We start from the raw sequence: 13427 nt of genomic DNA on the forward strand, positions 1-13427 counted from the left end.
TCCACGGCGACGCATGCCGGTTCGGCACTACTGGCGATCTCCTCCCGATCGCAGTCTGAAGGCGCCACTGCCCTTCAGGAGGTTCGCCATGTCTGCTGCCACTCCCGCACCGGCCGCGCCGGAACGCCGCCCCCCGTTCCAGTCCGTGCTCCGCCGCTGGCCCACCGCCCTGGCCCTCGTGCTCACCGTTCCCGGCATGGTCACCGGGGGCTCGGGCGACACCGCCGTGGCCGACTCGGTCGAGATGTACGGCGAGGCGCTGCCTCTGCTGCCGCTGCTGGACGTGGTGTCCCAGTCCATGGCCCTGACCGTCATCGCACTGATCGTCCTGGTGCTGGGGGCCGTCCGCGGCACTCCGCACGGCCCGGTCACCTTCCGGATCCAGGCCGCCGGGGCGTTCGTCTTCTGCGTCCTCGCGCTGGCGGGCCTGGCCGTGGACCCCGATCTGGGTCGCTACCTGGTCGCCGCGGGCTGGTTCTTCCACGGCGTCTGGGACTTCGCGCACCTGAAGCTCGACCGCCTCGACGGCATCGTCGCCCGCGCCTTCGCCGAGTGGTGCGGCGTGATCGATGTGTGCGTCGGGATCGAGCCGGCGTTCCTGCTGTGATCCCGGCGGGCGGGTGAATTCGGCAAGAGACACCCGGTAAGCAGCCGCGAAAGACAAACAACACATTCCACACATAGTTACGTTCATGCGGTGATCACACTTGTGCGACGAGTAGCCATCGCCTGCGCCCTGAGCGCCACCCTCGCCTCCTGCGGGACGGCTGAAGCACCGGACCGCCCGCCCGCCCCCTCGAGGACCGTCGCCCCGTCGCGGCCCCCCACCCTCGCCCCCGGCCCCGCGGGCCTGACCCCCGTGTTCGAGAACGGGCCGCGGACGCGGGACAAGACCGTCGCCCTCACCTTCGACGCCGACATGACCGCGGACCAGGGGCGGCGGGCGGCGGCGGGTGAGCAGTTCGACAATCCGCGGCTCATCGCGTCGCTCCGGGCCTTGAAGGTGCCCGCGACCGTGTTCATGACGGGCCGGTGGGCCGAGGAGTATCCGACCCAGGCCCGGGCCATCGGCCGGGACCCGCTCTTCGAGGTCGCCAACCACTCATACAGCCACTACGCCTTCACCGCCGACTGCTACGGCCTGCCGACCGTCTCCGAGGACGGGATGCGGGCGGACGTGGAGCGGGCGTTCGCGGCCTTCCGCCGGGCCGGGGTACGGGAGCCGATGCCGTACTTCCGCTTCCCCGGCGGCTGTTACGACGGCCGGGCCCTGAGGGCGCTCAGCGCGACCGGCGTCACCGCGGTGCAGTGGGACGTGGTGGGCGGGGACGCCTTCGCCACCGACGCCGACGCCGTGGCCCGGCAGGTGCTCGACGGCGTACGGCCGGGCTCGGTGGTCGTGCTGCACTGCACCCGCAGCGCCGCCCCGGCGACCGACCGCGCCCTGCACACGATCGTCCCCGAGCTGCGCCGCAAGGGCTTCCGGTTCGTGAAGGTCTCCGAGCTGATCGGTGCCTCGGGCGGGCGGCGCTGACCCTCGTACGCTGGACCCATGAGCGACGACGACTACTGCCTGATCGACGCGACCAGGCCCCCCAAGGCCGACGGGCCCCCGTACGCGGACTGCGTGCTGTGCCGCGAGCCGACGGAGTACCCGGAGTCGTACAAGGGCATCACCCTCTGCCCAGTCTGCGAATGGCAGGAGGCCCAGCGCACCGCCTGCTCAGGATGACCGCCGAGACGTGAGCGCACACGCCACAGCGATCGCCGCCGCGGTCAGCAGGGCCGAGGCGGCCAGTGGCACCCGGTCCGCCAAGAGCGTCACCCTCCGCCCGCTCCGCGAATCGCAGGAGGCCCAGCGCACCGCCTGCTCAGGGTGACCGCCGAGACGTGAGCGCACACGCCACGGCGATCGCCGCCGCGGTGAGCAGGGCCGAGGCGGCCAGTGGCAGCAGAGGCAGCGGCACTCGGCCCGACTGCGAACCCGTGACCAGTCCGCTGACCGCCGCCTGCGCCGGGGAGCCCGTGACGACCACGGCCAGCAGGGCCGTGAGCAGCATCGCCGGGACCGCCCGGCCGGGTGAGCGCAGCAGTGGCCAGGAGGTGAGCGCGCCGACGGCCGTGCCGAGGAGTGCGCAGGCCAGGGCGGCGAGCAGTCCGGCCGCGCCCGCCGGAAGCGGCGCCACCCGGGTCTGGTGGTCCGAGCTCACCGGATCGCTGATCAGCGTCACGACGAGGGTCGCGACCGTGCCGAGCGCCGCCGTCGAGGCCAGCGCGACCAGCAGACAGGCCAGGTGGGCCCGTCCGGGCCCGACCGCGGCGGCCACCGGGGCGCGGGCGGCGGGCGGTTCGTTGCCGACGCAGATCCGCACCAGCCAGGCGGCGACGGGCAGCAGCGCCGCGGCGGCATAGCCGAGCGAGTCCAGCACGGGCTGCCCGCCCTGCACCCCGACGCCCAGGAACACGGCGTACAGGATGAACGGCGGCAGCCAGCGCTGCGAACGCACCAGCAGGGCGGCCTGGTAGTGCAGCAGCGCGGTCATCGGGCCTCCTGGTGCGCGGCGACGCTCACCACATGCCACGGCGGGCGGGCCGTCAGCAGGGCGCGCAGGACGACATCCGAGTGCGACGCGGGGACGGTGAGCCGGTGGGTGCCCGGCGCGGTCTCCTCGGCAGAGGTCAGCTTCGGGACGGCGGGCGGGCGGGCTTCCGGCGGACCCTGGACCACCATGACGACGTACGGGCCGCTCGGTGAAGTGCCTTGTTCCGTACGGAGGTTGAGGCTGCCGTCCAGCACGGTGTACGTCGCGTCGGGCGCCCCGGCCAGGCGCTGCGGATCGTGGTCGACGAACACCACCGCCCCGCCTGCCGCCGTACGTTCGGCGACCGCGCGTTCCAACTCGGCGCGGGCGCCCGTGTCCAGGCCGGTCCAGGCCTCGTCGAGGACGAGCAGGTCCGGCTCGGCGAGCAGGGCCTGGGCGACCGCGACCTTCTGGCTGCTCCCCTTCGACAGCTGCGACATCGGCGTCCGGGCGTGCGCGGCGGCCCCGAACCGCTCCAGCCACTGGTCGGCGGCGCGGACCGCCGCCTCACGGGACAGGCCGTGCACCGTGCCCAGGTGGGTGAGGTAGCCGGACGGAGTGAAGGGCAGCGCCGACGGGAAGCGCTCGGGGACGTAGGCCCTGCGCGGACGGCCGCTGATCCGGCCCTCGGTCGGGGCGTCGATCCCGGCGAGCAGCCTGAGGAGGGTGGACTTGCCGGTGCCGTTGGCGCCCTCGATCCGCAGCAGGGAGCCGGGGGAGACGGCCAGGTCGATCCCGCGCAGCACCCAGGGCCCGCGCAGGCCGTAGCGGCGGCCGACGCCCTCCAGCCGTACGTCACGTCGCATGCGCTCATCCTCTCGCGCCCGCAGGGACGATCTTCCGCCTGGCAGACTGGAGGACGTGACCAGTGATCCCACCGTTCCCGGCGAGAGCCCCTTCCGTTCCGAGCCCTCCGTGCGCGACGAGGCGCCGCAGTTCGTGCTGCCGCTGGTCGCGCGGATCGAGCGGGCGGCTCCCCCGGCCCGTACGGACGCGTTGGAGACCGCGGCCCGCGCGGTCCTGGTGCTGCTCGGCGACGAGCGTGCGGTGGGCGACGGGGAGTGGGCGCAGGCCGTGCGGGACTGGCAGGACGCGCGGATCCGCAAGGTGGTGCGGCGGGCCCGCGGCGCGGAGTGGCGGCGGGCCGAGGCGCTGCCCGGCATCACGGTCACGGGCAAGTCCGCGGAGGTACGGGTCTTCCCGCCCGTCCCGCTGGACGGCTGGCCCAAGGACCTCGCCCGGCTCCAGGTCTCCGGCACCGAACTCGACGACCCGGAGCCGCCGGCCGAGGCCGACCCGGGCGCCCCGGTGCTGTGGCTGAGCCCCGACCTGGACATGACGGCCGGCAAGGCGATGGCGCAGGTCGGGCACGGCGCCCAACTCGCCTGGTGGGAGCTGTCGGACGAGGACCGCGCGGCCTGGCGCGACGCGGGCTTCCCCCTGTCCGTCCGCACCGCACCCGCCGACCGCTGGCCCGAACTCACCACCGGCGACCTGCCGTTGGTCCGTGACGCGGGCTTCACGGAGATCGCGCCCGGACTGACCGTCGCCGTGGAGGGAACCCACCGTGTCGGGTCCCTGCCGCGCCCACCCCGGGTGTGACCCGCTGCCCCGCGTACCGCGGTGAGGGGGGCTTGCGGCAAGGCACCGGTCGTGCCGCAGAATGACCGGCCAGGGCCAGACCTGCGGAAACGGCGCATTCGCCGATCTCGTTGCATGGGGGACTCGATGATTGACGTGATCGTGGTGGGCGGCGGACCGACCGGCCTGATGCTGGCCGGCGAATTGCGGCTGCACGACGTGCACGTGGTCGTGCTGGAGAAGCTGACGGAGCCGACCAAGGAGTCCCGGGGGCGCGGACTGCACACGCGCAGCGTCGAGATGATGGACCAGCGCGGCCTGCTGGACCGGTTTCTCGCGGTCAGTGAGAAATTCCAGGTAGGCGGTTTCTTCGGCGGCATCCTCAAACCGTGGCCCGAGCGGTTGGACACCGCCCACCCCTACGGCCTGTCCACTCTGCAACCGGTCACCGAGCGGCTGCTCAAGGAGCGTGCGCTCGAACTCGGCGCCGAGATCCGGCACGGCTGCGAAGTGGTCGGGCTGGACCAGGACGAGACCGGGACGACGGTCGAGTTGGCGGACGGCTCCCACGTGCGCTCGCGTTACGTCGTCGGGTGCGACGGCGGCCGCAGTGGCGTGCGCAAGCTGCTCGGCGTCGGCTTCCCCGGCGAACCCGCCAGGATCGAGACGTTGATGGGCGACATGGAGGTCGCCGAGGATCCGGCGACGGTTGCCTCGGTTGTCGAGGAGGTCCGCAGGACCCAGCTGCGGTTCGGCGTCATCCCCAACGGGGACGGGACGTACCGCGTCATCGTGCCTGGGGACGGCGTGCCCGAGAACCGTACGACCGCGCCGGCCCTCGATGAGTTCAAGGAGCGGCTGCGGGCGGTCGCGGGCACCGACTTCGGCGCGCACTCGCCGCGTTGGCTGTCCTGGTTCGGCGACGCCACCCGGCAGGCGGAGCGCTACCGGGTCGGCCGGGTGCTGCTGGCCGGCGACGCGGCGCACATCCACCCGCCGACCGGCGGGCAGGGGCTCAACCTCGGCATCCAGGACGCGTTCAACCTGGGCTGGAAGCTGGCCGCCACGGTGGCCGGCTGGGCGCCGGAGGGGCTGCTGGACAGCTATCACGCCGAACGGCACCCGGTGGGCGCCCGCGTACTGGAGAACACCCGCGCGCAGATCACCCTGCTGGGGACAGAACCGGGAGCGGTCGCGCTGCGGGAGCTGCTGTCGAATCTGATGGACTTCGAGGAGGTGAACCGGTACATGACCGAGATGATCACCGCGGTCGGGGTCCGCTACGACTTCGGCGAGGGCCATGAACTGCTCGGCCGGCGGCTGCGGGACGTACAGCTGAAGCAGGGCCGCCTCTACGAGCTGATGCACGGCGGCCGCGGGCTGCTGCTCGACCGGACCGGGCGGCTCTCGGTGGCGGGCTGGGAGGACCGGGTCGACCACGTCGTCGACGTCGGCGTGGAACTGGACGCACCCGCGGTGCTGCTGCGGCCGGACGGCCATGTGGCCTGGGTCGGCGAGGATCAGCGGGATCTGGCGGGCCGGCTGCCCGAGTGGTTCGGCGCGGTCCGGGCCCGTACCTCCCCCTGACCGCCCGGCGCCGACACCCGCGCCCTACTCGCTGTGCACGATCTGGATCAGGTTGCCGCAGGTGTCGTCCAGGACCGCGGTGGTGACCGTGCCCATCTTCAGCGGCTCCTGCGTGAACTGCACCCCGAGCGCGCGCAGCCGCTCGAACTCCGCCTGGACGTCGTCCACGGCGAAGGAGACGGCCGGGATGCCGTCCGCGGCCAGCCCGTCCTTGTACGCCTTGACCACGGGGTGCCGGGAGGGCTCCAGGAGCAGTTCGGTCCCGTCGGGCTCCTCCGGCGAGACGACGGTCAGCCAACGGTCCTCGCCGAGGGGGACGTCGTGCTTCTTCCGGAAGCCGAGCACCTCGGTGTAGAAGCGCAGGGCCGTTTCCTGGTCCTCGACGAACGCGCTGGTCAGATGGATCCTCATGGTGTGTCCTCCGGTGTGTCGGCTGTGCCGGGCCTGAGCCACCGGGTCACGATGAGCTCGAGCGGTCCGGTGTTCAGATCGTGGAACTTGTAGCGGCCCTGGCGCCGCGAACGGACCAGACCCGCGGATTCCAGTACGGCCAGATGCTGGCTGATCGCCTGGCGGGACAGCCCCAGACCGTGCTTGGTCACCAGCCGTGTGCATATCTCGAAAAGGGTCTGTCCGTCCCGTTCCACCAGCTCATCGAGGATGCGTCGACGGGTGGGGTCGGCCAGTGCCTTGAAGAGATCCTCCGCCATGACCACCACCATAGGCAAGTGACGACTTGCCTATCAAGTAGTGCGGCCTTGCCGTCCCCCTCCTTCGCCCGGAGCGGATCATCGGGCTACCGTGAGACCCGCGCCGCTGGGAACGCGCAACGCCGAGGGTATGTCCGGGAGTTGTCATGTCAGTCGACCGTCCGCCGATCAACAGCAATGTGCCGCACTCCGCACGCATCTGGAACTACTGGCTGGGCGGGAAGGACTGCTACGAGATCGACCGTCAGGTCGGCGACCAGATGCGTGAGCTCAACCCCGAGATCGTCGACATCGCACGCGCCCAGCGGGGGTTCCTCAAGCGCGCGGTCACGCATCTGGCCGCGGAGGCCGGGATACGGCAGTTCCTCGACGTCGGCACCGGTCTGCCCACCCTCGACAACACCCACGAGGTCGCCCAGGGCATCGCCCCCGAATCGAGGATCGTGTACGTCGACCACGATCCCGTCGTGCTCACCCACGCCCACGCCCTGCTCACCAGCACACCCGAGGGCGCCACCGACTACATCGACGCCGACCTGCGCGATCCGGAGTCCATCCTGCGGGGCGCCGAGCGCACGCTCGACTTCAGCCGGCCCGTCGCGCTCATGCTGCTCGGCATCGTCGCGCACGTACCGGACGACACCGCCTACCCGATCGTGGAACGGCTCAAGGAGGCCCTCCCCGCCGGGAGCCACCTGGTGTTCTGCGACAGCACCGAGGTGTTCCACGCGGACGAGATGCGGGCGATGGTCGGGCGCTGGAACGAGGCGAGCGACAACCCGCGGATCAACCGGGCCCCCGAGCAGCTGGCCCGCTTCTTCGACGGCTTCGACCTGCTGGAGCCCGGACTGGTCCCGGTCGCCGAGTGGCGCTCCGGCCCGTCGGCCGGGGACGAGCGGCGGGATGTGGACAGCTTCGGAGGCGTGGCCGCCAAGCGCTGAACACCGGCCGCCTCCCGCACGTACATCCCTGCGTCGCCGGCCTCCCGTCCACATCCGCCCCTCCCCCGAACCTCAAATGTTGCTCTGAAGGCGCCCGGAGCACGGTTCGGGCCGGTGCGCCGGGGCCATACCCCCGTCACACAGCGGCGGCACGTCGAAGGAGACGACGCGGCGGAGCCAGGGGACAGCGGGCGGAGGAGGGGACCATGGAGCGACTGGGGACGGGAATCGGGTGGCGGCCGGAGATCGCGGACGCCGTGGAGCGGATGCCGGGTATCGACTGGGTCGAGGCCGTGGCCGAGAACGTTTGTCCCGGTCATCTCCCCGAATCGCTGCTGCGGCTGCGTGAGCGCGGCGTGACCGTCGTCCCGCACGGCGTCTCTCTGGGCCTCGGCGGCGCCGACCGCCCCGACGGGAGCCGTCTCACGGCGCTCGCCGAGCGGGCCGCCGCGCTGGGCTCCCCGCTGGTCACCGAGCACATCGCGTTCGTACGGGCGGGCGGCCCCCTGACGGCGTCCCCTCGCCTGGAGGCGGGCCATCTGCTGCCCGTCCCGCGCACGCGGGACTCCCTCGACGTCCTCTGCGAGAACATCCGTATCGCCCAGGACGCGCTGCCCGTGCCGCTCGCCGTGGAGAACATCGCGGCGCTCATCGCATGGCCCGGCGAGGAGATGACCGAGGGCCAGTTCCTGTACGACCTCGCCGACCGCACCGGCGTACGGCTCCTGATCGACGTGGCCAACCTGCACACCAACCACGTCAACCGCGCCGAGGACCCGGCCAAGGCCCTCGCCGAACTCCCCCTGGAGGCCATCGCCTACGTCCATGTCGCGGGCGGCTTCGCACGCGACGGCGTCTGGCACGACAGCCACGCCCACCCGGTCCCCGCCGAGGTCCTCGACATCCTGACCGACCTCGCCTCCCGGGTCTCGCCCCCCGGCGTCCTGCTGGAAAGGGACGAGAACTTCCCGGAACCGGCCGAGCTGGAGCGGGAGTTGGCGGCGATTCAGGGGGCCCTGGAGAAGGGGCGGACGACTCGGGAGTCCTCGACCGAGAGCCCGTCCGCGTCCACTCGGCAGTCCTCGACGGGCGGCCCCTCCCGTGCGCCGCGGGACTCCGACGCCGAGCCGCCCGCCGGGACGACCGCCGCCCGCCAGCGCCTGGCCCTCGCGCAGACGGCCCTTCTGTCCGCCCTGGTCGCCGGCACGCCCGTCCCCGAAGGCTTCGACCGGGTCCGGCTGGGCGTTCAGGCACGGGCCCTCGCCTCAAAGCGCGCGGACGTGGTGGCAAAGGTCGCGCCCGAACTCCCGCACATCCTCGGCAAGGGCTACCGTCCCGCCTTCCTCGCCTACGCCCAGGGCCACCCGATGGCGGGCGGCTACCGCCAGGACGCTCTGGACTTCGCGGGGCATCTGCTGGACGGGGAGCGCCCCGAGGACGCGTCGGCGCGACGCGAACTCCACGAGTGGCGCCGGGAGCGCTCGGGCCCGGCCCCGCACTCCCACCGCCCCGCGGCCCGTCTGGCCCGCGCAACCCGCAAGGTGCTGCTGCGCCGCTGAGCGGGACCACGGCAACTGCCCAGCCCGGCAGACGCGGACTCCCGCCAAATGTGCGGGACATAACACCCCACCCTCAACACACCCCCAGAACCAGGCCTTTGCCCAGTTTTGCCCCTGTATGCCAACCACTCAAATCCCGCATACGGCGCCCATCACCCACGCCCCAACCCTGCTTGCCCGTACCGCAGTCGGCGTAGACCGCGAAGTAACATGTCAACGCCGCACCCGAAAGCGCACTAGCGTGCGGTGCCGCAAGCAGGAGGCACCATGCGACCGCGACCCCCGATCAACGGCCGAGGGATATTCACCGGCACCGGGCTGATCATCACCGGACTGGCAGCGACCCTCGTGGCGCTGGTCTTCCCGATCTGGTCGTACGCCGACCGTTCCGGAACCGGCGTGGACGTACTCAACGCCCAGACCATGTCGACGAAGTTCGGTCCGCTGTCGGCGCTCGACCGCGAGTTCGTCACGAAGGTCCGGCTGGCGGGCCTGTGGGAGCTGCCCGCGGGCCGGCAGGCCCAGCAGAAGGGCACCACCCCCGCCGTGCGCACGGCGGGACAGCACCTGGTCGAGGGGCATGTCTTCCTCGACGAACGGGTCCGCGACGTCGCGTCCCGGCTCGGGCTGGCGCTGCCCAACGAGCCCAGCGACCAGCAGAAGCAGTGGCTCGGCACGCTCGACGCGGCCCAGGGAGTGACGTACGACCGCGAGTTCGCGAACATCCTGCGCCTGGCGCACGGCAAGGTCTTCTCCGTCGTCGCCCAGGTCCGCGCAAGCACCCGCAACTCCCTGGTCCGCGCGCTCGCCGACGACGCGAACACCACCGTGCTGGACCACATCAAGGTGCTGGAGGCCACGGGCTACGTCGACTTCGACGCCCTGGCCCGCGACATGGCCACCGGCAGCACTCCCCCGCTCACCCCCGCCCCGACCCCGCCCGGCCCCACCACCGACCCGGGCCCGGCGATCCCGGTGACGCCACCACCGTCGCCCACCTACCCGCTCCCGCCGCCCGTCGCCAGCCCTCCCCCACCGGACCGGGCCCAAGCGGAACGTCACATACCGACAACACTCCGCCCGAATGGTGAAAAGGGCATGGCGTTTCGCATTCCCCTCGCATAGAACACCGTCATGTTCTGGGTCCTTCTCCTGCTGTTGGCCTGGGCCGCCGCAGGCACGTCGTGCACACGGTTGTGCCTGGCCGCGGTACGTACAGCGGCCGCGGACGCCGATGCCGCAGCGGGCCGGGGGCACGACCTGACGCTGTACGAGGCGGCGTTCCTGTCCGGCGGCCCCCGCCGGGTCGCCGATCTGACGCTGGTCTCCATGGCCCGCCAGCACCGGCTGCTGCTCGCCCACACGGGCTGGGCGACGGTCGTCGATCCGCGTGGACGGGACGAGATGGAGCGATCGGTGATCGGGGCCATCGGGCCGGAGGGGCAGTCGCCCATCGCCCCGGTGCGGGACGCCGCGGCGGCCGCCGACGCGGTCGGCAGCCTCGCCGACCGGCTCGTCAGCGCGGGCCTCGCCGTGCCCGTCGGCTCCCGTACGTCCGTCGGGGCCGCGGTCCGCCAGGTGCAGCTCGCCGCGGTGGCCGTCCTGGCGCTGGGTGTGGCCGCGCTGCTGGCGCCCGCCCCGTCGGAGCTGCCGCGCAACCTGATCGCCCTCTGGTTCGCGCTCCCCCTCACCCTCACCCTGAGCTGCCTGGCGATCGCCCGGATCGAGATCCACCCGTACTCGCGCTGGGCCTCCCCGACCGGGCAGCACCTGCTGGGCGCCCTGGCCCGGCACGCCGGCGGCGGAGACGACCGTACGGACCTCACCTCGGTCGCCGTACGCGGGGTGCGTGCGATCGGCGAACCCGACCTGCGGGCGGCCTTCCGGCGCCATGATCCGTACTGGCGCCACTGACACCTCAGGGGGCGCATAGGGCGCAATGGCGCCGACACCGGCGGGCGGTGCTTGCCTTCCTCAACCTGCGACCGAAACATCCCCTTTGTTGCTGCCGTGCACCGAAGGGATACGCGATGAGAGCCCCCGCCCTCCACTTGGCCGCCGGGTCCTTGCTCCTGACAGCCCTTGCAGGTGTCACCGCCCCGCCGGCCGGCGGGGCGGAGGCCGCCGCGGGCACGTCCGAGCTGCACGGCACCGCGATGGCCGCCACGCGCGCCGAGGCGGCCGGGATCGACTTCGGTGCCTGCGCCGGCCAGGACCTGCCGGGCCGGATGCAGTGCGGCACGGTGACCGTCCCCCTCGACTACGCCCAGCCGAACGGCAAGCAGATCGAACTCACCGTCAGTCGCGTGCGGGCGACCGGCAAGGACCCCCGCAACAGCAAGCGCAAGGTGCCCCGGCAGGGCGCCCTGGTCTACAACCCGGGCGGACCGGGCGCCACGGGCATGTACTTCCCGCTGATCGGCATGCTCCCCGAGTGGAAGCGCGTCGCCGCGGCCTACGACCTCGTCGGCTACGCCCCGCGCGGCGTCGACCGCTCCGCGCCGCTGTCCTGCCAGGACCCGAAGCAGTTCTCCAAGGCGCCCTCGAAGTCACCGACGTACCCCTCCCAGGCGTACAAGAAGGAGCGCATCGCGCAGGCCAAGGCGTATGCGCGCGGCTGCGCCAAGCGTTCGGGCGGTGGGCTGAGGCACTACCACTCCCTCAACAACGCCCGTGACCTGGACGTCCTGCGGGCGGCGCTGGGCGAGAAGAAGCTGACGTTCATGGGTGCGTCGTACGGGACCTACTTCGGGGCGCTGTACGCGACGCTCTTCCCCACGCACGTACGGCGGATGGTGTTCGACGGTCCGGTGAATCCGGCCCCGGAGCAGATCTGGTACCGCAACAACCTCGACCAGTCGGCCGCGTTCGAGGGCCGCTGGGAGGACCTGCGGGAGTGGATCGCCAAGCACGACGACGTGTACGGCCTCGGCGAGACCCCCGAGGAGGTGCTGAGCAGCTATGAGAAGGCGCGGGCGCGGGTGGCCGCCGAGCCGGCGGGCGGGAAGGTGGGGCCCGGGCAGTTGCAGGACGCGTTTCTCATGGCCGGGTACTACGACGACTACTGGCCGGGCCGCGCTCAGGCCCTGTCGGCGTATCTGAAGGGCGATCCGAAGCCGCTGATCGACATCGCCGGGCCGCAGCCGGAGACGGCGGCCGAGGACGAGAACTCGGGCGCCGTCTACACGGCCGTCGAGTGCAACGACGCGCCCTGGCCGACGGACTTCGAGGTGTGGGACCGGGACAACACCCGGCTCGCATGGAAGGCGCCCTTCGAGACCTGGGACAACGTGTGGCTCAACCTCCCCTGCGCCTACTGGCCGGCGCCGCGGCAGAAGCCCCTCGACGTCCGCACCGGAGTCGGTGAGCTGCCGCCGACACTGATCCTGGCCGCCGAGCGGGACGCCGCCACGCCGTACCGCGGCGCGCTCGAACTGCGCGGACGGCTGTCGGGCTCGGTGCTGGTGACCGAGCAGGACGCCGGCACCCATGGCATCGCGGGCGGGCCGAACGCCTGCGTCAACGGCCACGTCGACGCCTACCTGCTGGAGGGCCGGCTGCCCGCGCGGCGCGCGGACGCGGCCTGCGATGCCCATCCGGAGCCCAAGCCGGACCCGAAGTCGGCCGAGCCGCCCCGGGCGGCCGACCGCGCCGACCATGCGACAGCCGCCCGGCACAAGGGCTGAGGGCCGCGCCGGGCCGGTCCTCGATCAGCCCGGCACACGCTCGATCAGGCGAGCCCCGCGATCAGCTCGGCGATGTCCTTGCGGCGCCCGGTGTAGAACGGCACCTCCTCGCGGACGTGCATACGGGCCTCCGAGGCGCGCAGATGGCGCATGAGGTCGACGATGCGGTACAGCTCGTCGGCCTCGAAGGCGAGGAGCCACTCGTAGTCGCCGAGGGAGAACGAGGCGACCGTGTTGGCGCGCACGTCCGGGTAGCCGCGGGCCATCTTGCCGTGGTCGGCGAGCATACGGCGGCGGTCCTCGTCGGGCAGGAGGTACCAGTCGTAGGACCGCACGAAGGGGTAGACGCTGATGTAGTTGCGCGGCGTCTCGTCGGCGAGGAACGCCGGGATGTGCGAGCGGTTGAACTCGGCGGGGCGGTGCAGCGCCATGTTCGACCAGACCGGCTCCAGCGCGCGGCCCAGCTTCGTACGGCGGAAGAGGTTGTACGCCTCCTGGAGCTGGTCGCTGGTCTCCGCGTGCCACCAGATCATGAGGTCGGCGTCGGCGCGCAGACCCGACACGTCGTACGTGCCGCGGATGGTCACGTCCTTCGCGGCGAGCTGGTCGAACAGCTCCTGGACCTCGTCTGCGTAGCCCGCGCGGTCCTCGGGGAGGACGTCCTTCAGCTTGAAGACGGACCAGAGCGTGTAGCGGATGACCTCATTGAGGTCCTTGGCCAGCTTGCCCTTGTTCGGGACCCTGGCGGACTCGGTGGTGGACGCGTCGTCACTCATGTCCC

The 13427-nt window shown here is 72.1% G+C and carries 16 protein-coding genes; 11 read left to right on the forward strand and 5 right to left on the reverse strand.

Features of this window, described 5'->3' with window-relative positions:
- The first annotated feature begins 88 nt into the window (after positions 1 to 88).
- The 4 genes from ACIHFB_RS19310 to ACIHFB_RS19325 all read left to right on the forward strand — a co-directional run bounded on the left by ACIHFB_RS19310 (position 89) and on the right by ACIHFB_RS19325 (position 1880).
- Entirely contained in the window at positions 89 to 607 is a 519-nt protein-coding gene (locus ACIHFB_RS19310) for a hypothetical protein (RefSeq protein ID WP_400127423.1), read from the forward strand.
- A 90-nt stretch (positions 608 to 697) separates the two neighbouring features.
- Positions 698 to 1534 (forward strand): polysaccharide deacetylase family protein, encoded by an 837-nt coding sequence (locus tag ACIHFB_RS19315; RefSeq protein ID WP_365274852.1) that lies wholly within the window; start codon positions 698 to 700, stop codon positions 1532 to 1534.
- An 18-nt stretch (positions 1535 to 1552) separates the two neighbouring features.
- Positions 1553 to 1732 (forward strand): hypothetical protein, encoded by a 180-nt coding sequence (locus ACIHFB_RS19320; protein WP_365274855.1) that lies wholly within the window; start codon positions 1553 to 1555, stop codon positions 1730 to 1732.
- A gap of 10 nt (positions 1733 to 1742) precedes the next feature.
- Positions 1743 to 1880, forward strand: a complete 138-nt coding sequence (locus ACIHFB_RS19325) for a hypothetical protein (RefSeq protein WP_400127424.1) — start codon at positions 1743 to 1745, stop codon at positions 1878 to 1880.
- Here ACIHFB_RS19325 and ACIHFB_RS19330 read toward each other — a convergent pair.
- Both ACIHFB_RS19330 and ACIHFB_RS19335 read right to left on the reverse strand, forming a co-directional pair.
- Complete coding sequence (locus ACIHFB_RS19330) at positions 1872 to 2543, reverse strand: ABC transporter (protein WP_365274861.1); 672 nt, start codon at positions 2541 to 2543, stop codon at positions 1872 to 1874. The two genes, ACIHFB_RS19325 and ACIHFB_RS19330, sit on opposite strands and share 9 nt — an antisense overlap.
- Positions 2540 to 3388, reverse strand: a complete 849-nt coding sequence (locus ACIHFB_RS19335) for an ATP-binding cassette domain-containing protein (RefSeq protein ID WP_400127425.1) — start codon at positions 3386 to 3388, stop codon at positions 2540 to 2542. Before ACIHFB_RS19335 ends, ACIHFB_RS19330 begins: the two co-directional genes overlap by 4 nt.
- 55 nt (positions 3389 to 3443) lie before the next feature.
- On the opposite strand from ACIHFB_RS19335, the gene ACIHFB_RS19340 reads away from it, so the two are divergent.
- Entirely contained in the window at positions 3444 to 4184 is a 741-nt protein-coding gene (locus ACIHFB_RS19340) for a peptidyl-tRNA hydrolase (protein ID WP_400127426.1), read from the forward strand.
- A 126-nt stretch (positions 4185 to 4310) separates the two neighbouring features.
- The gene (gene rox / locus ACIHFB_RS19345; protein WP_400127427.1) at positions 4311 to 5750 is read left to right on the forward strand and encodes a rifampin monooxygenase; all 1440 of its coding nucleotides are present in this window, start codon (positions 4311 to 4313) and stop codon (positions 5748 to 5750) included.
- A gap of 24 nt (positions 5751 to 5774) precedes the next feature.
- Here the strand turns inward: rox and ACIHFB_RS19350 are convergent, their stop codons facing one another.
- Together ACIHFB_RS19350 and ACIHFB_RS19355 are read right to left on the reverse strand one after the other, a co-directional pair.
- Positions 5775 to 6161: a VOC family protein gene (locus tag ACIHFB_RS19350; protein ID WP_365274872.1), complete on the reverse strand. Its 387-nt coding sequence runs from the start codon at positions 6159 to 6161 to the stop codon at positions 5775 to 5777.
- Positions 6158 to 6460 (reverse strand): metalloregulator ArsR/SmtB family transcription factor, encoded by a 303-nt coding sequence (locus ACIHFB_RS19355; protein ID WP_365274875.1) that lies wholly within the window; start codon positions 6458 to 6460, stop codon positions 6158 to 6160. Before ACIHFB_RS19355 ends, ACIHFB_RS19350 begins: the two co-directional genes overlap by 4 nt.
- A gap of 146 nt (positions 6461 to 6606) precedes the next feature.
- Here ACIHFB_RS19355 and ACIHFB_RS19360 point away from each other — a divergent pair, with 146 nt between their 5' ends.
- The 5 genes from ACIHFB_RS19360 to ACIHFB_RS19380 all read left to right on the forward strand — a co-directional run bounded on the left by ACIHFB_RS19360 (position 6607) and on the right by ACIHFB_RS19380 (position 12646).
- The gene (locus ACIHFB_RS19360) at positions 6607 to 7401 is read left to right on the forward strand and encodes an SAM-dependent methyltransferase (protein WP_365274878.1); all 795 of its coding nucleotides are present in this window, start codon (positions 6607 to 6609) and stop codon (positions 7399 to 7401) included.
- A gap of 206 nt (positions 7402 to 7607) precedes the next feature.
- Entirely contained in the window at positions 7608 to 8960 is a 1353-nt protein-coding gene (locus ACIHFB_RS19365; RefSeq protein WP_400127428.1) for a DUF692 domain-containing protein, read from the forward strand.
- Between the two features lie 267 nt (positions 8961 to 9227).
- Positions 9228 to 10085, forward strand: coding sequence for a DUF4142 domain-containing protein (locus ACIHFB_RS19370; protein ID WP_400127429.1), 858 nt, complete (start codon positions 9228 to 9230; stop codon positions 10083 to 10085).
- Positions 10086 to 10094: 9 nt separating this feature from the next.
- Entirely contained in the window at positions 10095 to 10874 is a 780-nt protein-coding gene (locus tag ACIHFB_RS19375) for a TIGR04222 domain-containing membrane protein (protein ID WP_365274887.1), read from the forward strand.
- Positions 10875 to 10990: 116 nt separating this feature from the next.
- Positions 10991 to 12646, forward strand: a complete 1656-nt coding sequence (locus ACIHFB_RS19380) for an alpha/beta hydrolase (protein ID WP_365274890.1) — start codon at positions 10991 to 10993, stop codon at positions 12644 to 12646.
- A gap of 44 nt (positions 12647 to 12690) precedes the next feature.
- Here ACIHFB_RS19380 and hemQ read toward each other — a convergent pair whose 3' ends face one another.
- Positions 12691 to 13422 carry a hydrogen peroxide-dependent heme synthase gene (gene hemQ, locus ACIHFB_RS19385; RefSeq protein WP_365274893.1) on the reverse strand — a complete coding sequence of 244 codons (732 nt, stop codon included), beginning with the start codon at positions 13420 to 13422 and terminating at the stop codon, positions 12691 to 12693.
- Positions 13423 to 13427: the final 5 nt, after the last annotated feature.

This window comes from Streptomyces sp. NPDC051963 (assembly GCF_044593495.1).
Taxonomy (GTDB): Bacteria; Actinomycetota; Actinomycetes; order Streptomycetales; family Streptomycetaceae; genus Streptomyces.

What these genes read in the sequence shown, in the direction of transcription:
- ACIHFB_RS19355 (WP_365274875.1), bottom strand. Translation starts at nt 6,460, where the DNA reads ATGGCGGAGGATCTCTTCAAGGCACTGGCCGACCCCACCCGTCGACGC.
- ACIHFB_RS19360 (WP_365274878.1), top strand. Translation starts at nt 6,607, where the DNA reads ATGTCAGTCGACCGTCCGCCGATCAACAGCAATGTGCCGCACTCCGCA.
- ACIHFB_RS19335 (WP_400127425.1), bottom strand. Translation starts at nt 3,388, where the DNA reads ATGCGACGTGACGTACGGCTGGAGGGCGTCGGCCGCCGCTACGGCCTG.
- ACIHFB_RS19365 (WP_400127428.1), top strand. Translation starts at nt 7,608, where the DNA reads ATGGAGCGACTGGGGACGGGAATCGGGTGGCGGCCGGAGATCGCGGAC.
- ACIHFB_RS19310 (WP_400127423.1), top strand. Translation starts at nt 89, where the DNA reads ATGTCTGCTGCCACTCCCGCACCGGCCGCGCCGGAACGCCGCCCCCCG.
- ACIHFB_RS19370 (WP_400127429.1), top strand. Translation starts at nt 9,228, where the DNA reads ATGCGACCGCGACCCCCGATCAACGGCCGAGGGATATTCACCGGCACC.
- ACIHFB_RS19375 (WP_365274887.1), top strand. Translation starts at nt 10,095, where the DNA reads ATGTTCTGGGTCCTTCTCCTGCTGTTGGCCTGGGCCGCCGCAGGCACG.
- hemQ (WP_365274893.1), bottom strand. Translation starts at nt 13,422, where the DNA reads ATGAGTGACGACGCGTCCACCACCGAGTCCGCCAGGGTCCCGAACAAG.
- ACIHFB_RS19320 (WP_365274855.1), top strand. Translation starts at nt 1,553, where the DNA reads ATGAGCGACGACGACTACTGCCTGATCGACGCGACCAGGCCCCCCAAG.
- ACIHFB_RS19330 (WP_365274861.1), bottom strand. Translation starts at nt 2,543, where the DNA reads ATGACCGCGCTGCTGCACTACCAGGCCGCCCTGCTGGTGCGTTCGCAG.
- rox (WP_400127427.1), top strand. Translation starts at nt 4,311, where the DNA reads ATGATTGACGTGATCGTGGTGGGCGGCGGACCGACCGGCCTGATGCTG.
- ACIHFB_RS19380 (WP_365274890.1), top strand. Translation starts at nt 10,991, where the DNA reads ATGAGAGCCCCCGCCCTCCACTTGGCCGCCGGGTCCTTGCTCCTGACA.
- ACIHFB_RS19350 (WP_365274872.1), bottom strand. Translation starts at nt 6,161, where the DNA reads ATGAGGATCCATCTGACCAGCGCGTTCGTCGAGGACCAGGAAACGGCC.